Genomic DNA, 17,468 nt, shown 5'->3' on the forward strand with positions numbered 1-17,468 from the left:
TCAATCTCCTCGGTCGGTAGGTACGGTGGTGGTATTCGGTGGAGGACGCTGCGGCGGCTCGGCCGGCTCGACGTCGAGCACCAGGCCGTCGCGGCCGGTCACGCGCACGCTTTGTCCCGGCCGCAGCGGCTGCGCGCTGCGCACGCGCCAGCGCTCGCCGCGGATCTCCGCCCAGCCGTCCTCGAGCACGGCGCCGGGCCACCCCATCATGTGCGCATCGCCCGAGACCAGGGCGGCACGGCGGCTGCGCAGCACCACGGCCGACAGGCCGAAGCTCGCCAGCACGGCGGTGCCGGCGACCACGGCGATCATGGCCAGCGGAATGCCAAAGGCAGGGGTGTCCGTGTCGATCAGCATCACGGCACCGAGCGCGAACGCCACCGCGCCACCGATGCCGAGCGCGCCGAAACTGGGCAGGAAGGCCTCCGCGGTCATGCAGCCGATACCGAGCGCGATCAGGGCAAGGCCGGCGTAGTTGACCGGCAGCATCTGCAGCGCGAACAGCGCCAGCAGCAGGCAGATGCCGCCGGCCACGCCGGGCAGCACGACGCCCGGGGTGGAGAACTCGAAGATCAGGCCGTAGATGCCGATGGTGAGCAGCAGCAGGGCCACGCTGGGCTCCGTGATGACGGCGAGCAGGCGGGCGCGCCAGTCCGGCTCCACCTCGACGATGGGCGCGCCCGCCGTGCGCAGCTCCCGCTCGGCGCCGGCCACGCTGACGCGCCGGCCGTCGATGGCGCGCAGCAGCGCGGGCAGGTCGGGTGCCACCACGTCGATCACCTTCTGCGCCGCCGCCTCGTCGGCGGGCAGGCTCACGGCCTCGCGCACCGCGCGCTCGGCCCAGTCGGCATTGCGTCCGCGCATCTGTGCGAGCCCACGGATATAGGCGGTGGCGTCATGCACCTGCTTCCGGGCCATCGCGTCCTGCGCCGCGGGGGCGGTGGCGCCGGGCCGGCTCGCGGGCGCATCGTCGCCGCGCTCCGGTCCGCCCACGCCCACCCTGACCGGGGTAGCCGCCCCGAGATTGGTGCCGGGCGCCATGGCGGCGACATGGCTGGCGTACAGGATGTAGGTGCCGGCACTGGCCGCGCGGGCGCCGCCCGGCGATACATAGGTGGCCACCGGCACCGGCGACGCCAGGATGGCCTGGATGATCTGGCGCATCGAAGGATCGAGGCCGCCGGGGGTGTCCATCTTGAGCACGACGAGCTGGGCGCCGCCCTCCTGCGCCCGTTGCAGACCGCGTTCGATGAAGCCGGCGACGGCGGGCCCGATGGCGCCCTTGACCGGCAGCACATGGACCGGGGCCGGCGCGGCCGCTGGCGCGGCGGCACGTCCCGCCGTGGCGGCCTGGGCGTGCGCGTGCGGCACGGCGGCGCATAAGGCGGCGAACAGCAGGGCAACAGGCAAGGCCAACCGGCGCAGCACCGATACGGCCAGGGCTGGCATGGGCGAGAGCAGTAGCGTCATGGCGAGGGCGGGATGGCGGGAGCCATCGCGGCGCCACTTGCAGTGTAGGCCAACACGTCCGGGCCGCGCCCCCGATCGGGCCCGGGTGCGGCCCGGCGCGGGGCGGTCAGGCCGCGTGAGCGGGAACGGCCGCCGGCCTTCGCACCGCCTCGGCGAGCGCCGACAGCGCGGCGCTGGCCATCGACGGATGCCACACCAGCAGCGTCGCCACCTTGCCGGCGTCGCCCAAGGAGTGGATGCTCACCTCGGGCAGGTCGCGATACAGCGCGAGGACCGAGCGGGGGATGATGGCGATGCCGATGCCGGCCGCCGCGCAGGCGATCAGCGCGTGATAGGAACCCAGTTCCAGTATCCGGCGCGGGGTCTGGCCCGACGCCCGATACCAGTCTTCCAGCCGCTGCCGGTAGATGCAGCCCGTCTCGAAGCCCAGCAACGTCGACGTCTGCACGTCGGCGGCGCTGCGGATGGCGGCATGGCCCGCGTGGGCGATGATCACCAGTTCCTCCTCGAATGCCGTCGCGCGGGCGAGCATGGAGTCGGGCACCGGCTCTGCGACGAAGGCGCAGTCCACCTCGAAGCGGGCCAGGGCCTGCAGCGCGTGACCGGTGGTGCAGGTCACCAGCTCCAGTTGCACGTCGGGCCAGGCTTGGTGATAGGCGGCCAGTACCGCCGGCAGGCGGCTGGCGGCCGTGCTTTCCATCGAGGCGATGCGCAGCCGGCCATGCGGACGCGCGGGCAGCACCGCATGGCGCGCCTCGTCGGCCAGCTGCAGCATGCGGCGGGCGTAGTCGAACAGGGTTTGCCCGGCGGGGGTCAGCACCATGCGCTTGCCGTCGCGCAGGAACAGCTCGACGCCCAGCGATGCCTCCAGCTGGCGGATGCGCGTGGTGACATTGGACTGCACGCGGTGCAGCCGTTCCGCGGCGCGCGTGATGCCGCCTTCCTCCACCACGGCGCGGAAAATCTCGAGGGCGGCAAGGTCCATGTCGGCTCCTGGGCGAAAGGTCGGCAAAGGTCGGCGAAAAGTCCGCCAACGGGCGAAGGCGCGCCGGGGCGAATGCCGGCCGGCGCGGTTCATCTTGAAAATGGATGATTACGATCTGGATAATTCATTTTTCACGATGATACTCACCGGCTAGGATAGTCATAACCGCTTCGCCCTTCAACCATTCCACGAGGAAACCGTCATGCCCTACGTCAATATCAAGATCACCCGCGAAGGCGGCACCACCCCCGAGCAGAAAGCCGAACTAATCCGCGGCGCCACGCAGTTGCTGGTCGATGTGCTCGGCAAGAATCCCAATACCACCGTGGTCGTGATCGACGAGGTCGATATGGACAACTGGGGCGTTGGGGGCGAGTCCATCACGGTGCGCCGCAAGGCGGGCAAGTGATGCGCGCCGCCGACCCGGCTTCCGGTTCCGCCGCCGGTCCCGCCACGGCCGGGTCGGCCCCCTCGCGGGCCGGCGCCTGGGCCGTCGCGCTGGCCGGCATGGTGTCGCTCGCGGTGGCCATGGGCGTGGGCCGTTTCGCCTTCACCCCGCTGTTGCCGATGATGCTGCACGACGGCTCGGTGACCCTGGCGCAGGGCAGCTGGCTCGCGACGCTGAACTACATCGGCTATTTCGCGGGCGCGGTGTTCTGCCTGTTCATCCGTCCGGACGCCGCCCGCATGGTCCGCCTGGCGCTGGCGGCCACGGTGCTGCTGACGCTCGCGATGGCGGCACCCGGCGGCATGCCGGCCTGGGGCCTGTGGCGCACGGCCGCCGGCGTCGCCAGCGCGGTGGCGCTCGTCTATACCTCGGCCTGGTGCATGCAGCGGCTCGCCGAACTGGGCCGGCCGGCACTGGGAGGCCTGATCTTCAGCGGCCCGGGCCTGGGCATCGCGGTGACCGGGCTTTCCGCCTTCGGCATGGTTGGCGGCGGCTGGACGGCCAACGCCGGCTGGATCGCCTTCGGCGCGCTGTCGCTGGGGCTGGTCGCCGCCGTGTGGTGGGTCTTCGCCTCGCGGGGTCCTGCGGATGCCGGCGCGCCCGCGGCGGCCGGCCCGAGTGCGGGCACGGCGCCCGCGCCCCGGCTGAACAAGGAAACCGTGGCGCTGACGCTGGCCTATGGCCTTGCCGGCTTCGGCTACATCATCACCGCCACCTTCCTGCCCGTGATCGCCCGCCAGGCGATGCCGGGCTCGCTGTGGGCCGACCTGTTCTGGCCCATCTTCGGCGCGGGCGTGGCCGCTGGCGCGCTGGCAGCGATGCGCATCGGGCTGACGCAGGACAACCGCACGCTGCTCGCCTGGGCCTACGGCATGCAGGCCACGGGCGTGGCCATCGCGGTGGTGTGGCCCACCGTGGCCGGTTTCGCGGTCAGCAGCCTGCTGACCGGGCTGCCCTTCACCGCGCTGGTGCTGTTCGCGATGCGCGAGGCGCGGCGGCTGTGGGGGCCGAATGCGCCGCGCCTGATCGGGCTGATGACAGCCTCCTACGGCCTGGGCCAGATCGTCGGCCCGCCGTTCGCCACCGCGCTGGTGGCGCGCACCGGCGGCTTCGCGGCCTCGCTGGCCGGCGCCGCGGTGGCGCTGGTGGCCGGCGCGCTGATTTACCTGTGGATGCGGCGGGCGGTGCCGCTTCGCGCGGCCTGAGGCGGTGCGCGCGGCCGGTTCCGCGCGACGCCGCAAAGTGGATAGAATCGATGCCTTGTCATTGGGGCGCGCGGAGCCGTCTGGCGGCCGCCGCGCCCACGCAACCACAGGAGCAAGGCATGCCGACTTTCCATGTTGAGATGTTCGAGGGCCGCACCATCGAGCAGAAGCGCAAGTTCGTCGAGGAAGTGACGCGCGTCACCTGCGAGACGCTGGGCTGCTCGGCGGGCGCCGTCGATATCATCATCACGGACATCAAGCGCGAGAACTGGGCCACCGGCGGCGAGCTGTGGGCCGACAAGGCATAGCGCTACCCGTACCGCCAGCCAGCCCCACGGGGCGCTCCCCGCGCCCAGGACGACCGCCTTCCCGGAACCACCATGCAGCATTTCGCCTCGGACAACTACGCCGGCTTCTGTCCGGAATCCCTCAAGTATTTCCTCGAAGCCAACGGCAGCGGCCATGAGCCGGCCTACGGAGACGACTCGTGGACCCAGAAGGTCTGCGACCGCATCCGGGATCTGTTCCAGACAGACGCCGAGGTGTTCTTTGTCTTCAACGGCACCGCCGCCAATTCGCTGGCGCTGTCCGCGCTGTGCCAGTCGTATCACTCCGTGATCTGCCACGAGCTGGCGCATATCGAGACCGACGAGTGCGGCGGCCCGGAGTTCTTCTCCAACGGCTCCAAGCTGCTGACCGCGCCGGGCGCCGACGGCAAGCTGACGCCGGACGCGATCGAGGCGCTGGTGACGCGGCGCTCCGATATCCATTACCCCAAGCCCAAGGTGGTGTCGCTGACGCAGTCCACCGAGGTCGGCACCGTCTACACGGTGGAAGAGGTGCGGGCCATTTCGGCCATCGCCAAGCGGCGCCAGTTGCGCGTGCATATGGACGGCGCGCGCTTTGCCAATGCGGTGGCGGCGCTCGGGGTGCATCCGTCGGAAATCACCTGGCGCGCCGGCGTCGATGTGCTGTGCTTCGGCGGCACCAAGAACGGCCTGCCGGTGGGCGAGGCGGTGGTGTTCTTCGACCGCAAGCTGGCCGAAGACTTCGCCTACCGGGTCAAGCAGGCTGGGCAGCTGGCATCGAAGATGCGCTTCATCTCCGCGCCGTGGCTGGGCCTGCTGGAAAACGACGTGTGGCTGTCCAACGCGCGCCACGCCAATGCCATGGCCCGTCTGCTGCACGACCGCATCGCCGCCATCCCCGGCGTGCGCATCATGTTCCCGACGCAGGCCAACGCGGTGTTCGCCGAACTGCCGCTGGCCGCGATCGAGGCGCTGCGGGCCAAGGGCTGGCGCTTCTATACCTTTATCGGCGCCGGCGGCTGCCGCTTCATGTGCTCGTGGGACCTGCAGCCCGAGACCGTGGAAGCGCTGGCGGCCGACATGCGCGCGGCCTGCGGCGCCTGACCGCGGCGCGATCCCACTCGAGGAGACCCACTGCCCATGCCTGCCTATCGATACTGCCCGCAATGCGGGGAGCCGCTGGAGGTCCTGCCGCTGTCGGGCCGCGACCGCACCGCCTGCGTGGCGCATGCCTGCGGCTTTGTGCACTGGGACAACCCGTTGCCGGTGCTCGCCGCGGTGGTGGAGTACGACGGCAAGCTGCTGCTGGCGCGCAACGCGGCCTGGCCCGAGGGCATGTTCGCGCTGGTCACCGGCTTCCTGGAGCGCGGCGAGACGCCGGAGCAGGGCGTGGCGCGCGAGCTCAAGGAAGAGACCAATCTCGACGCGCAGTCCGTGGCGCTGATCGGCGTCTACGAGTTCATGCGCAAGAACGAGCTGATCATCGCGTATCACGTGCGGGCCACGGGCACGATCGCGCTGTCCGAGGAGTTGCTGGAGTACCGGCTGGTGGAGCCGGAAAAGATGCGCGTCTGGAACGCCGGCACGGGCTTCGCGGTGGCGGACTGGCTGGCCGCGCGCGGCCATCCGGTGCGCTTCTTCGACCGGCAGAGCGGGCAGGATATCGACGACCCGCGCCAGGCGCCGCAACCGGGGACGCCCGGCGGGCTACAATACCGGCTGTGAATCAGCACGCCGCCGGCACGGATGCGCGGCGGCCCATAGCGAGGAAGAGAGGCATGGAGTTTCAGAAAGAAGTGGACGCGCGCGGCCTGAATTGCCCGCTGCCTATCCTGCGGACGAAGAAGGCGCTGGCCGACATGGCCAGCGGCGACGTGCTCAAGGTGCTCGCCACCGATCCGGGCGCGACGCGCGACTTCCAGGCGTTCGCCAAGCAGACCGGCAACGAACTGGTGTCGCATCAGGAAGTGGATAAGGTGTTCGTGTTTTATATGCGGCGGCGTTGAGGGTTTGACGTTCGCTTGCGAGGGGAGGGCTGCCAGTTGGCGGCCCTTTTGTTTTGGTGCTTTCGCGACTGCGAGCACACCAACCCAAAGAAAAAGGCCGCTACGCAGCGGCCTTTCTCATCCATCTCCCAACCCTCAGATCCGCTCGTGCAGGTACGCGCTGAACTCGTCCTTGACTTCGGGATGCTTCAGCGCGAATTCCACCATCGCCTTCAGGTAGCCGAGCTTGCTGCCGCAGTCGTAGCGCACGCCCTTGTAGCGATAGGCCAGCACCTGCTCCTGGCCCAGCAGCGACTGGATGCCGTCGGTGAGCTGGAATTCGCCGCCGGCGCCCGGCTTCAGGTTGCGGATATGTTCGAAGATGCGCGGCGTCAGGATGTAGCGGCCCACCACGCCGAGGTTGGACGGGGCGTTTTCCGGCGCCGGCTTTTCGACGATGCCGGACATCTTGATCACGCCTTCGTCCCATTCGCGGCCGTCCACCACCCCGTAGGATTTACTCTGCTCGGGAGCGATTTCTTCCACGCCGAGAATGGAACAGTTGTAATGGTTATAGATGTCGACCATCTGCTTCATCACCGGCGGCTGGCCGTCCAGCAGGTCGTCGGCCAGCATCACGGCGAACGGCGCGTCGCCAACCAGCTTCTCGGCGCACAGCACGGCGTGGCCAAGCCCCAGCGCTTCGGGCTGACGCACGTAGAAGCACTCCACGTGCGACGGCTTGATCGAGCGGACCAGTTCCAGCAGCGCCTGCTTGTTCTTTGCTTCCAGCTCCACTTCGAGCTCGTACGCCTTGTCGAAATGGTCTTCGATGGCGCGCTTGGAGCGGCCGGTGACGAAGATCATCTCGGTGATGCCGGCGGCCATTGCCTCTTCCACCGCATACTGGATCAGCGGCTTGTCCACCACCGGCAGCATTTCCTTGGGGCTCGCCTTCGTCGCGGGGAGAAAGCGGGTGCCGAGGCCGGCGACCGGAAATACGGCTTTGGTGACGCGGGTTTCCATATCAGAGGCTCCTTTTCGTTGCGATGTCGTTGGCTTTGCCAATCGTCGTGAATCCATGACTAAAGCAAAGCCCGTGCCCTCATGGTGCGGTGTCGTTCATGCCGGCAGCCGCTGCAACTGATCCTGCAGCTTGGCCAGCGTCTGCTCGAAATCGGCAAGACGCTGGGTCTCCTGGGCGACGACCGCTGGCGGCGCCTTGGCGACGAAACTTTCGTTGGACAGCTTGCCGCGGCATTTGGCGATCTCGCCGCCGATGCGCTCGGCTTCCTTGGACAGGCGCGCGCGCTCGGCGGCCACGTCGATCTCGATCTTCAGCAGCAGGTGATTGCCGCCGACGATGGCGACCGGCGCGCCGGCACCTTCCGCCATCAGGGTGTGCTCGTCTTCGAAAACCCGGACCTCGGAAAGTTTCGCCAGCGCCTGAATATAGGCCTTGCTGCTTTCGAGGAATGTGCGGTCGCCCTGGGCATACAGCGGAATGCGCTGGGCCGGGGAGATGTTCATCTCGCCGCGCAGGTTGCGGCAGGCGTCCACCATGGCCTTGAGCTGCGCCATCCATTGCTCGGCGGCCTCGTCGATCTTGGCCATCGCCGGCAGCGGGTACGGTTGCAGCGCCAGCGTCTCGGTGCCGTCGCCCTTGGCGCGGCCGGCCAGCGGGGCCACCTTTTGCCACAGTTCCTCGGTGATGAACGGAATGACCGGATGCGCCAGGCGCAGCACGGTCTCGAGCACGCGCAGCAGCGTGCGGCGCGTGGCGCGCTGCTGCGCCGGCGTGCCGTTCTGGATCTGCACCTTGGCCAGTTCCAGATACCAGTCGCAGTATTCGTCCCAGACGAACTTGTAGATGGCGCTGGCGATATTGTCGAAGCGGTATTCGGCGAAGCCCTTCTCGACGTCGGCCTCGGCCCGCTGCAGCAGCGAGACGATCCAGCGGTCGGCCTGCGAGAAGTCGAGGTAGCCGTCCGGGCCGCAGTCGTTGCTGCACGGCCCCATGCCGCAGTCGTGACCCTCGGTGTTCATCAGGACGAAGCGGGTGGCGTTCCACAGCTTGTTGCAGAAGTTGCGGTAGCCCTCGCAGCGGCCGGTGTCGAAGTTGACGTTGCGTCCGAGCGTGGCGAGCGAGGCGAACGTAAAGCGCAGCGCATCGGCGCCGAAGGCCGGGATGCCTTCGGGGAATTCCTTCTTCGTCTTGGCCTCGATCTTCGGCGCGTCCTTGGGCCGGCGCAGGCCCGTGGTGCGCTTCTTGAGCAGCGCGTCGAGGTCGATGCCGTCGATCAGGTCCACCGGGTCCAGCGTATTGCCCTCGGACTTGCTCATCTTCTTGCCTTCGAAGTCGCGCACCAGGCCGTGCACATACACGTCCTTGAACGGAACCTGGCCGGTGAAGTGCTTGGTCATCATGACCATGCGCGCGACCCAGAAGAAGATGATGTCGTAGCCGGTGACCAGCACGGTCGACGGCAGGAAGTGCTTCAGCTCGGGCGTCTGCTCCGGCCAGCCCAGCGAGGAGAAAGGCACCAGCGCGGACGAGAACCAGGTGTCCAGCACGTCGTCGTCGCGGCGCAGGGCGCCCGAGGTGCCGGCGGCCGCGGCCTGGGCCTGCGCCTCCTGCTCGGTGCGGGCCACGTAGCAGTTGCCCGCGTCGTCGTACCAGGCCGGGATCTGGTGGCCCCACCACAGCTGGCGGGAGATGCACCAGTCCTGGATATTGGCCAGCCACTGGTTGTAGGTGCTGACCCAGTTCTCCGGCACCAGCTTGATCTCGCCGCTCTGCACGGCGTCCAGCGCCACTTCGGCAATCGAGCGGCCGGGATGGAACGTGCCTTCGGGGGCCGGCTTGCTCATGGCGACGAACCACTGGTCCGTCAGCATGGGCTCGATCACGCTGCCGGTGCGCTCGCTGCGCGGTGTCATCAGCTTGTGCTTCTTGACCTCGGCCAGCAGGCCGGCGGCGTCCAGGTCGGCCACGATCTGCTTGCGGGCCTCGAAGCGGTCCAGGCCCACGTATTTGGCCGGCGCGCCCTCGGCGATCTTCGCGTCCAGCGTCAGCACCGACAGTTGCGGCAGGTCGTGGCGCTGCCCCACGGCGTAGTCGTTGAAGTCATGGCCCGGCGTGACCTTGACCACGCCGGTACCGAATTCGCGGTCGACGTAGTCGTCGGCGATCACCGGGATCTGGCGGTCGGTGAGCGGCAGGTGGGCGAACTTGCCGATCAGGTGGGCGTAGCGCTCGTCCTCGGGATGCACCATCAGCGCAACGTCGCCCAGCATGGTTTCCGGGCGGGTCGTGGCAACCGTCAGGTGCGTCAGCCCGGTGCGGGCATCGGCCTCGACCAGCGGGTAGCGGATATGCCAGAGCGAGCCGTCTTCCTCGACGCTGTCCACTTCCAGGTCCGAGACCGCGGTGCCCAGCACCGGGTCCCAGTTCACCAGGCGCTTGCCGCGGTAGATCAGGCCCTGCTCGTACAGGCGCACGAACACTTCGGTGACGACCTTCGACATCTTCGGGTCCATCGTGAAGTACTCGCGGCTCCAGTCGATGGAGGCGCCCATGCGGCGAACCTGGCGCGTGATGGTGGAGCCCGACTCCTCCTTCCACGTCCATACCTTCTCGACGAACTTCTCGCGGCCCAGATCGTGGCGCGACACGCCCTGCGCCTCGAGCTGGCGCTCCACCACGATCTGCGTGGCGATGCCGGCATGGTCGGTGCCCGGCACCCACAGCGTATTGGCGCCGGCCATGCGCGCATGGCGGGCCAGCCCGTCCATGATGGTCTGGTTGAAAGCATGGCCCATGTGCAGCGTGCCGGTCACGTTGGGCGGGGGCAGCTGGATGGCGAAATCGGGGCGCTCGGCGTCGAAAGTCGGCTTCGCAATGCCACGCTTCTCCCACTCGGGGCCCCACTTCGCCTCGATGGCGGCGGGTTCGAAGCTCTTGGCAAGGGATTGGTCTTGGGCGGTCATGCTTAGGGGGTGTCGATGAATGCGTCGGAGGTCAGCGGAGCCAGGCGCAGCAGTCGGATCGCGCCTGGCGGACGGCAAGTAAACGCCAAATTATAGGGGAAGGCCGCTGCCTGCCGCGCATTTTCCGGCTCGCGGGGTTTGCCGAGCACCGGCGCAGCATGCCACGCACACGCCATGCGCGAGCGTTCGGTAGGGCACGGTAGTCCGCGCCCGGGCCGGATACGGTAGACGGCATCGCACTTCCGCCGCGCGCCGCCGGGCCAGGTCACCCGCCGTCGCGCTTCGCCAACCCCGACGCCGCTACCGCACGAGACAGCATGGACGAGGAACGACAAGAAAAAGACGCCGCTTCGGCCCCGCCCCCCGAGGCTGCCCCGCGCAACGCGGCCGCGGCCGCACCCGCCCTGGGCCTGCGGCGCGCCCCGGTACAGGCGCGCGGGCGCGCCACCTTCGATCGCATCCTGGATACCACGGCCACGCTGCTGGACGAGGTCGGGATCGAGCGCATCAGCACCAACCTGATCGCGCGCCGGGCCGGCATCAATATCGCCACCCTGTACAAGTATTTCCCCAACAAACTGTCTGTCATCAATGCCCTGTTCGAGCACCAGATCCAGCAACGCACGGAATATTCACGCGCGGCCGTACCGGAAGGCGGCCACCAGGGAGACTGGCGCACGGTGGTGGACACCGTCGTCGATGCGCTCTTCGCCGCGCGCCGGCGGCAGCCGGGCAATACCGCGCTGCGCCGAGCCATGCTGTCCTCTCCCGAGCTGCGGCAGATTCACGATGCGATGAACCGCGAGACCGCCGGGGAGCTGGCGGTCAGGATCGCGGCGCGCCAGCGCGTGGCCGGCGAGGCGGCCGAGGTCACCGCCCGCTGTGCCATCGAGATGCTGTCCGGGCTGCTGGACCTGGCCGAGGGCGAGGCCGAGCCCGCCCGCACGCTGGTGCAGGCCGAGGCCAAGCGGGCGCTGAAGGCGTATCTGGCGCATTGCTTCGAGGATTGAGCGCGCCGCAGGGCATCGGCAAGTGACCTGGACGGGAAGGGCCGGCCGTTATAATGGCCCGCATTCCACCAGGCCCCTCCCGATGTCCGATCTGCTTGCCAATCTGAACGCCGAACAACTTGCCGCCGTCACCCTTCCCGACGAGCCGGCGCTGATCCTGGCCGGCGCGGGCAGCGGCAAGACGCGTGTGCTGACCACCCGGATCGCCTGGCTGATCCAGAACGGGCGCGTGTCGCCGGCTGGCATCCTCGCGGTGACCTTCACCAACAAGGCCGCCAAGGAAATGCAGACGCGGCTGGCCTCGATGCTGCCGATCAACACGCGCGGCATGTGGATCGGCACCTTCCACGGCCTGTGCAACCGCATGCTACGGGCGCATTTCCGCGACGCCGGACTGCCGCAGACCTTCGCCATCCTGGATACGCAGGACCAGCTCTCGGCCATCAAGCGGCTGCTCAAGGCGCTCAATGTCGACGACGAGAAGTACCCGCCGAAGAACGTGCAGTACTTCATCAACAACGCCAAGGAGCAGGGCCTGCGGCCGGCCGATGTCGAGGCCAACGACGACTTCAACCGGCGCTTCGTCGATTTCTACGCCGCCTACGACCAGCAATGCCAGCGCGAGGGCGTGGTGGACTTCGCGGAGCTGCTGCTGCGCTGCTACGAGCTGCTGCGCTACAACGACGCCATCCGCCGGCACTACCAGCACCGCTTCCGCCATGTGCTGGTCGACGAATTCCAGGACACCAACGTGCTGCAGTACCAGTGGCTCAAGCTGCTGGCCGGCTATGGCACCGGCGACGCCGGCGCGGTGTTCGCGGTCGGCGACGACGACCAGAGCATCTATGCCTTTCGCGGCGCCAATGTCGGCAATATGCGCGACTTCGAGCACGAGTTCCGCGTCCGCCATCTGATCAAGCTGGAGCAGAACTACCGCTCGCACGGCAATATCCTCGACTCCGCCAATCACCTGATCTCGCACAACGCGCGGCGGCTGGGCAAGAACCTGCGCACCGACGCCGGCCACGGCGAGCCGGTCCGCGTCTACCAGGCCGGCACCGACGGGCAGGAGGCGTCGTGGATGGTCGAGGAGATCCGCGACCTGATCGCGCAGGGCATGAGCCGCGCGGAAATCGCCATCCTTTACCGCAGCAATGCGCAGTCGCGGGTGATCGAGCACGCGCTGTTCTCGTCGGGCATCGCCTACCGCGTCTACGGCGGCCTGCGCTTTTTCGAGCGCGCCGAGGTCAAGCACGCGCTGGCGTATCTGCAGCTGATGGAGAACCCGCGCAACGACGCCGCCTTCGGCCGCGTGGTGAATTTCCCCGCGCGCGGCATCGGCGCGCGCTCGCTGGAGTCGCTGCAGGATGCCGCGCGCCAGTACGACGTGTCGCTGTCGGAGGCGGTCGCCTATGTGGCCGGCGCGGCGGGGAGCAAGCTCGCCGGCTTCGTGCGGCTGATCGACCAGATGCGCTTCGAGACGCGGCAGATGACGCTGCCGGAGATGGTCGAGTACGTGACCCATACCAGCGGCCTGATCACGCACTACCAGGCCGAGAAGGAAGGGCAGGACCGCATCGAGAACCTGGGCGAACTGGTGACCGCCGCGCAGGCGTTCGTGATGGAGGAAGGCTATGGACTCGACGCGCTGGCCAATGCGATTCCGGTCGGCCGCCGCGGCGAGAACGCGCCGCCCGCGTTGACCGATGGCGACGCGAGCCAGCAGGTGCTCGACCCCGAGGCCCTGCCGGAGGTGATGACGCCGCTGGTCTCGTTCCTCACCCATGCCTCGCTGGAGGCGGGGGACAACCAGGCGCAGGCAGGCCAGGACGCGGTGCAGATGATGACGGTGCACGCGGCCAAGGGCCTGGAGTTCAATGTGGTGTTCATCACCGGGCTGGAGGAAGGGCTGTTCCCGCACGAGAACAGCGCCGCCGAGGCCGATGGGCTGGAGGAGGAGCGCCGGCTCATGTACGTGGCGATCACCCGCGCCCGCGAGCGGCTCTACCTGTCATTCGCGCAAAGCCGCGTGCTGCACGGACAGGTGCGCTATCACATCCGCTCGCGCTTCTTCGACGAATTGCCCGAGGGGGCGCTCAAGTGGCTCACCTCGCCGGCGCAGCAGCAGGGATGGGGCGCGCAGCGCCGCCAGCAATCGGAAAGCGCCTGGGGCCGGGACTGGTTCAAGCGCGCCGAGGACGTGCCATATTCGGGCACCAAGCCCACCGGCGGCATGGACACCGGCAACGGCTATGCCGATCACAAGCGGCAGGCCGACGCGGGCTTCCGCATCGGGCAGGAGGTCTTCCACAACAAGTTCGGGGAGGGCGTGATCACGGCGCTGGAGGGCGAGGGCGCCGACGCGCGGGCCAATATCCGCTTCAAGCGCCACGGCGCCAAGTGGCTGGCGCTGGCGGTGGCCAAGCTGGACCCGATCAACTGAGGCGCGCCGGGCCGGAAAGGTGCCGGCCCGGGTTCGCCCGGTGGCAGGCTCAGGCCGTCTCGTCCAGCGTGGCGGGAGGTGCGACGTTGAAGCAGCCGCGATAGGTGGCGTAGAACGAGCAGTACAGGATCGCCAGCATCAGCAGCGAGTATGGCGTGACGAGGAACGACAGGATGTCCTCGCCCCCGAAGGCGCTGAAGATCGCCTCCAGGAAGAACGGCACGGCGATCAGCAGCAGCGCGAACAGCATGGCGTAGGTGAAGAACGCCCCGCGGTTGCGCCAGCACGCGGTCCAGCTGAAGAACAGCGCCTTGACCGGCGGCACGTTGTGCCAGGCGGCCAGCAGCGGCGCGAACCAGAACATCATCGCAATCGGCGTGTACAGCGCCGCGCCGATCATCAGCGCGTAGTACAGCTGGCGCACGGCCTCGGCCGTGGGCTCCTCCTCCTTGAGCAGGATCGGCACCAGCGAGCTCATGTCGACCACGCTGCCGGCGATCAGGCTCAGCAGGAACACCATGCCCGTGTAGATGCCGCCCAGCACCAGCAGGTTGCGCGTGGCCTGCTTGCCGTTGCTGCGAAATCCCGCCAGCAGCACGGTGGGCATCACCCGCTTGTTCTGGATGACCTCGCGGCAGGCCGTCATGATGCCCACCGACAGGCCGGGCGTGACCACCAGCAGCGCGACGATGCCGATCAGCGGCACGAAGATGGCCAGCTGCGCCGCGATCAGGTAGATGAACAGCAGCATCAGGAACGACAGCGGATTCTTGCGGAACAGCCAGAGACCCTGGCGGAACCAGACGTAGCCTTCCTTGGCGGGAACTTCCAGTAGTTGCATGACGGATCAGGTCCAGGGTAACGCCACGGTCGCGATGCGACGGCGCAGGATGCGTTCGAAGTGAGTCGGGTCGTGAGGCTGCAGCATATCGGCCTCGCGCGGCAGGAAGAAGTCCCACAGGCGCGAGATCCAGAAGCGCAGGGCGCCGGCGCGCAGCATATCCTGCCAGTGCGCGGCCTCCACGGCCTCGAGGGGTCTGACGGCATGATAAGCCCGCAGCATGGCGGTGGCCCGATCGGCGTCCAGCTCGCCGCTGGCCAGGTCGATGCACCAGTCGTTGACGGTGACCGCCAGGTCGAACAGCCACTTGTCGTTGCCGGCGAAGTAGAAGTCGAAGAAACCGCCGAGCCGGTGGCCGGCCGGGCCCGCCGCGTCCTGCGTAAACAGCACGTTGTCGCGGAACAGGTCGCAGTGGCAGGGGCCGCCGGGCAGCGCGGCATAGTCGGCGCCGCCGAAGAAGGCGCTCTGGTGCTCGATTTCCCGGCGCAGCAGCGCGCGCTGGCCGGCGTCCAGGAACGGCACGATCTCGCTTTCGGTCTGGCGCCACCAGGGCAGGCTGCGCAGATTGGGCTGCGCGCGCGCGTAGCTGCGTCCGGCCAGATGCATGCGGGCCAGCATGTCGCCGACCTCGGCGCAGTGCGCGGCCGTGGGAGCGAGCTGCGAACTGCCGGGCAGGCGCGTCACGATGGTGGCGGGCTTGCCCTTGAGCGCCCGCAGGATCTCGCCGTCGCGCGCCGGCATCGGCGCGGGAACGCTGATGCCGTTGGCGGCCAGATGCGCCATCAGGTGCAGGTAGTAGGGCAGCTGCGCGAAGGTCAGGCGCTCGAAGATGGTCAGCACGTATTCGTGCGTGGCGCCGTCGCGCTCCATCGTCAGGAAGAAATTGCTGTTCTCGATGCCGGAGGCGATGCCGCGCAGGTCGCGCACTTCCCCCAGTTCGTAGTCAAGCAGCCAACGTGCGATCTCGTCCCGCGAGACCGTGGTGAATACGGCCATACTGTCTTTTGATTCGAATCGGATAGCGGCGGCAATAATGCTGCTTGCCGCGGCTTGCATGCCGGAGGCCGGTGCGGCCCCGCCCGCGGGGCGGGGTCGAAGGTAGCGCGGGCGCGAGCGGCCGGAGCCGCGACGCGCCCGCCTGTTCAGAATTGCAGGACGCGGACGGACGGTACCCGGTTGACGTCCCGGTCGCGAATCCGGGGCGAGCTGTCTTCCGGCCGGCTCATCTGGTAGCTCGTGCCCATGCCCGACCTGACCTCGATGTCCGCCTGCTGGCCGCGCTTGTCGCGGTACTCGCGCACCTGCGTGCCGTCGGCCTCGTTCAGCTGGAAGCTCGGCTCGCGCGGATGGTTCAGCTGGCTCTTGACCGCCGGCGCGATCGGCTTGTTGTTGATCTCGTTCAGTTCCTGCTGGCTCAGCGCGCCGCTTTCCTGGCTGTCGGCCGGCTGGGCGATGGCACCGGTGGATACGGACAGCGCGAGCGCCGTGCCCGCCAGCAGCGCGGCCAGCGAGGACAGCCCGCGCGCGGCTGGCAAGGGCTCCGGCTCGTCCGTGCAGGCGGCCGGGAGGGGATGGGAGGTCATCTGGGGCTCCTGTGCGATACGGGCGATGGGCCGGGCAGGCCGGCGAAGGCTGTCGTATCGCGGATTTCGCCGCCGCCGGCAGGGCCGGGCGGCGGCGTTCAAGTCAGGCTTGCATTCTAACAAGTCCTGCCGTCCCCGGGCCGGCAAAGTGACGCGGCCTGCCGGCGTCCGGGCGGAGCCTCGGTGGGGCGGGCGCGGCGCTGCCGCCGCGCCTCAGAGGTAGAACATCTCTTCCTTGGGCGGAATCGGGTGGTCGCCGCCGCGCTGCTCGTAGTACTCATAGACCGCCTCGAGCACCTCGTGCGGCTCGTCCACGATCTTCATCAGGTCCAGGTCATGCTCGGCGATCAGGCCCATCGGCAGCAGCGTGAAGCGGAACCAGTCGAGCAGGCCCTTCCAGAAGCGGCTGCCGTACATGACCACCGGCACCGCGCGCGACTTGCCGGTCTGCACCAGCGTCAGCACCTCGGCCAGTTCGTCGAGCGTGCCGAAGCCGCCGGGCATCACGATAAAGGCGTCCGAGTTCTTGACGAATGTCACCTTGCGGGTGAAGAAATGGCGGAAGCGCATGGCAATGTCCTGGTAGGGATTGCCGTGCTGCTCGTGGGGCAGCTCGATATTGAGGCCCACGCTGGCCGACTTGCCGGCATGCGCGCCCTTGTTGGCCGCTTCCATGATGCCGGGGCCGCCGCCGGAGATCACCGCGAAACCCGCGTCCGAGAACAGGCGGGCGATTTCGATGGTCTTCTGGTAGTAAGGCGAATCCTCGCGCAGGCGGGCGCTGCCGTAGATCGAGACAGCCGGGCGGATCTCAGAGAGGTACTCGGTCGCCTCGATGAACTCTGCCATAATCGTGAACATTTGCCACGAGGCGCGGGCCTTCTTCGCGGTGGCGCGATCTTCGTCCGCGAGCGCACGCAGGCTCGGGATCATCTTGCGCGGATTGGCCCGCGAGGCGCGGGTCGAGGCGGCCGGCGCCGCCGTGTCGCCGGGGCCGTCGGCGGACGGGCCCACCGTGACGTTCACATCCATATCCGCGGCAGTGGTGATCGGGCCTTGGTCCGCGCCGGCTACGCCGCTGCCGCCGTTTATGCCGTTGGCCGCGCGCACCGCCTGCGCCGCGGCGCTGTCAGCCACTTCGGGTGTTGCGGAGGCGGTCGTGTCACCGCTTGCCGCGGCACCAGTCAATTTCGAGTCCAT

16 protein-coding genes are annotated in these 17,468 nt (G+C 68.4%); 8 read left to right on the forward strand and 8 right to left on the reverse strand.

Features of this window, described 5'->3' with window-relative positions:
• Together LDO27_RS17530 and LDO27_RS17535 are read right to left on the reverse strand one after the other, a co-directional pair.
• Window positions 1–1,470 carry an NfeD family protein gene (locus tag LDO27_RS17530; protein WP_224043029.1) on the reverse strand — a complete coding sequence of 490 codons (1,470 nt, stop codon included), beginning with the start codon at window positions 1,468–1,470 and terminating at the stop codon, window positions 1–3.
• Between the two features lie 106 nt (window positions 1,471–1,576).
• Window positions 1,577–2,455 carry a LysR substrate-binding domain-containing protein gene (locus tag LDO27_RS17535; RefSeq protein WP_222207701.1) on the reverse strand — a complete coding sequence of 293 codons (879 nt, stop codon included), beginning with the start codon at window positions 2,453–2,455 and terminating at the stop codon, window positions 1,577–1,579.
• 202 nt (window positions 2,456–2,657) lie between these two features.
• Between LDO27_RS17535 and LDO27_RS17540 the strand changes: the two genes are divergently transcribed.
• The 6 genes from LDO27_RS17540 to LDO27_RS17565 all read left to right on the forward strand — a co-directional run bounded on the left by LDO27_RS17540 (window position 2,658) and on the right by LDO27_RS17565 (window position 6,422).
• A complete protein-coding gene (locus LDO27_RS17540) occupies window positions 2,658–2,864 on the forward strand; it encodes a tautomerase family protein (RefSeq protein WP_222207700.1) in 207 nt (68 codons plus the stop codon).
• Window positions 2,864–4,108 carry a YbfB/YjiJ family MFS transporter gene (locus LDO27_RS17545; RefSeq protein ID WP_224043031.1) on the forward strand — a complete coding sequence of 415 codons (1,245 nt, stop codon included), beginning with the start codon at window positions 2,864–2,866 and terminating at the stop codon, window positions 4,106–4,108. The genes LDO27_RS17540 and LDO27_RS17545 overlap by 1 nt, the downstream gene beginning before the upstream one ends.
• A 119-nt stretch (window positions 4,109–4,227) precedes the next feature.
• Window positions 4,228–4,416, forward strand: a complete 189-nt coding sequence (locus LDO27_RS17550; protein WP_222207696.1) for a 4-oxalocrotonate tautomerase — start codon at window positions 4,228–4,230, stop codon at window positions 4,414–4,416.
• A gap of 72 nt (window positions 4,417–4,488) precedes the next feature.
• Window positions 4,489–5,520, forward strand: coding sequence for a threonine aldolase family protein (locus LDO27_RS17555; RefSeq protein ID WP_224043033.1), 1,032 nt, complete (start codon window positions 4,489–4,491; stop codon window positions 5,518–5,520).
• Between the two features lie 36 nt (window positions 5,521–5,556).
• Window positions 5,557–6,141, forward strand: coding sequence for an NUDIX domain-containing protein (locus LDO27_RS17560; protein ID WP_224043035.1), 585 nt, complete (start codon window positions 5,557–5,559; stop codon window positions 6,139–6,141).
• A gap of 53 nt (window positions 6,142–6,194) precedes the next feature.
• A complete protein-coding gene (locus tag LDO27_RS17565; RefSeq protein ID WP_222207690.1) occupies window positions 6,195–6,422 on the forward strand; it encodes a sulfurtransferase TusA family protein in 228 nt (75 codons plus the stop codon).
• 135 nt (window positions 6,423–6,557) lie between these two features.
• Here the strand turns inward: LDO27_RS17565 and galU are convergent, their stop codons facing one another.
• A complete protein-coding gene (gene galU / locus LDO27_RS17570) occupies window positions 6,558–7,427 on the reverse strand; it encodes a UTP--glucose-1-phosphate uridylyltransferase GalU (protein ID WP_222207688.1) in 870 nt (289 codons plus the stop codon).
• A gap of 96 nt (window positions 7,428–7,523) precedes the next feature.
• The gene (locus LDO27_RS17575; RefSeq protein WP_224043039.1) at window positions 7,524–10,391 is read right to left on the reverse strand and encodes a valine--tRNA ligase; all 2,868 of its coding nucleotides are present in this window, start codon (window positions 10,389–10,391) and stop codon (window positions 7,524–7,526) included.
• A gap of 317 nt (window positions 10,392–10,708) precedes the next feature.
• Here LDO27_RS17575 and LDO27_RS17580 point away from each other — a divergent pair, with 317 nt between their 5' ends.
• Window positions 10,709–11,401, forward strand: a complete 693-nt coding sequence (locus LDO27_RS17580) for a TetR/AcrR family transcriptional regulator (protein ID WP_224043040.1) — start codon at window positions 10,709–10,711, stop codon at window positions 11,399–11,401.
• 82 nt (window positions 11,402–11,483) lie between these two features.
• On the forward strand, window positions 11,484–13,844 hold the full coding sequence (locus LDO27_RS17585; RefSeq protein WP_224043041.1) for a UvrD-helicase domain-containing protein: 2,361 nt from the start codon (window positions 11,484–11,486) through the stop codon (window positions 13,842–13,844).
• A 49-nt stretch (window positions 13,845–13,893) separates the two neighbouring features.
• Here LDO27_RS17585 and LDO27_RS17590 read toward each other — a convergent pair whose 3' ends face one another.
• The 4 genes from LDO27_RS17590 to LDO27_RS17605 form a co-directional block, all read right to left on the reverse strand.
• Window positions 13,894–14,685, reverse strand: coding sequence for a BPSS1780 family membrane protein (locus LDO27_RS17590; protein WP_222207682.1), 792 nt, complete (start codon window positions 14,683–14,685; stop codon window positions 13,894–13,896).
• A gap of 6 nt (window positions 14,686–14,691) precedes the next feature.
• The gene (locus LDO27_RS17595; RefSeq protein WP_224043042.1) at window positions 14,692–15,681 is read right to left on the reverse strand and encodes a homoserine kinase; all 990 of its coding nucleotides are present in this window, start codon (window positions 15,679–15,681) and stop codon (window positions 14,692–14,694) included.
• A gap of 146 nt (window positions 15,682–15,827) precedes the next feature.
• A complete protein-coding gene (locus LDO27_RS17600; protein WP_224043043.1) occupies window positions 15,828–16,268 on the reverse strand; it encodes a hypothetical protein in 441 nt (146 codons plus the stop codon).
• A 213-nt stretch (window positions 16,269–16,481) separates the two neighbouring features.
• On the reverse strand, window positions 16,482–17,468 hold the full coding sequence (locus tag LDO27_RS17605) for an LOG family protein (protein WP_224043045.1): 987 nt from the start codon (window positions 17,466–17,468) through the stop codon (window positions 16,482–16,484).

Origin of the sequence: Cupriavidus respiraculi (genome assembly GCF_914271545.1) — a bacterium.
Lineage (GTDB): Bacteria > Pseudomonadota > Gammaproteobacteria > Burkholderiales > Burkholderiaceae > Cupriavidus > Cupriavidus respiraculi.

Bases quoted from the DNA above. Each gene is read 5' to 3' on its own strand.
- LDO27_RS17600 (WP_224043043.1), bottom strand. From the start codon at position 16,268: ATGACCTCCCATCCCCTCCCGGCCGCCTGCACGGACGAGCCGGAGCCC.
- LDO27_RS17565 (WP_222207690.1), top strand. From the start codon at position 6,195: ATGGAGTTTCAGAAAGAAGTGGACGCGCGCGGCCTGAATTGCCCGCTG.
- LDO27_RS17575 (WP_224043039.1), bottom strand. From the start codon at position 10,391: ATGACCGCCCAAGACCAATCCCTTGCCAAGAGCTTCGAACCCGCCGCC.
- LDO27_RS17585 (WP_224043041.1), top strand. From the start codon at position 11,484: ATGTCCGATCTGCTTGCCAATCTGAACGCCGAACAACTTGCCGCCGTC.
- LDO27_RS17545 (WP_224043031.1), top strand. From the start codon at position 2,864: ATGCGCGCCGCCGACCCGGCTTCCGGTTCCGCCGCCGGTCCCGCCACG.
- LDO27_RS17535 (WP_222207701.1), bottom strand. From the start codon at position 2,455: ATGGACCTTGCCGCCCTCGAGATTTTCCGCGCCGTGGTGGAGGAAGGC.
- galU (WP_222207688.1), bottom strand. From the start codon at position 7,427: ATGGAAACCCGCGTCACCAAAGCCGTATTTCCGGTCGCCGGCCTCGGC.
- LDO27_RS17555 (WP_224043033.1), top strand. From the start codon at position 4,489: ATGCAGCATTTCGCCTCGGACAACTACGCCGGCTTCTGTCCGGAATCC.
- LDO27_RS17595 (WP_224043042.1), bottom strand. From the start codon at position 15,681: ATGGCCGTATTCACCACGGTCTCGCGGGACGAGATCGCACGTTGGCTG.
- LDO27_RS17590 (WP_222207682.1), bottom strand. From the start codon at position 14,685: ATGCAACTACTGGAAGTTCCCGCCAAGGAAGGCTACGTCTGGTTCCGC.
- LDO27_RS17605 (WP_224043045.1), bottom strand. From the start codon at position 17,468: ATGGACTCGAAATTGACTGGTGCCGCGGCAAGCGGTGACACGACCGCC.
- LDO27_RS17560 (WP_224043035.1), top strand. From the start codon at position 5,557: ATGCCTGCCTATCGATACTGCCCGCAATGCGGGGAGCCGCTGGAGGTC.
- LDO27_RS17540 (WP_222207700.1), top strand. From the start codon at position 2,658: ATGCCCTACGTCAATATCAAGATCACCCGCGAAGGCGGCACCACCCCC.
- LDO27_RS17580 (WP_224043040.1), top strand. From the start codon at position 10,709: ATGGACGAGGAACGACAAGAAAAAGACGCCGCTTCGGCCCCGCCCCCC.
- LDO27_RS17530 (WP_224043029.1), bottom strand. From the start codon at position 1,470: ATGACGCTACTGCTCTCGCCCATGCCAGCCCTGGCCGTATCGGTGCTG.
- LDO27_RS17550 (WP_222207696.1), top strand. From the start codon at position 4,228: ATGCCGACTTTCCATGTTGAGATGTTCGAGGGCCGCACCATCGAGCAG.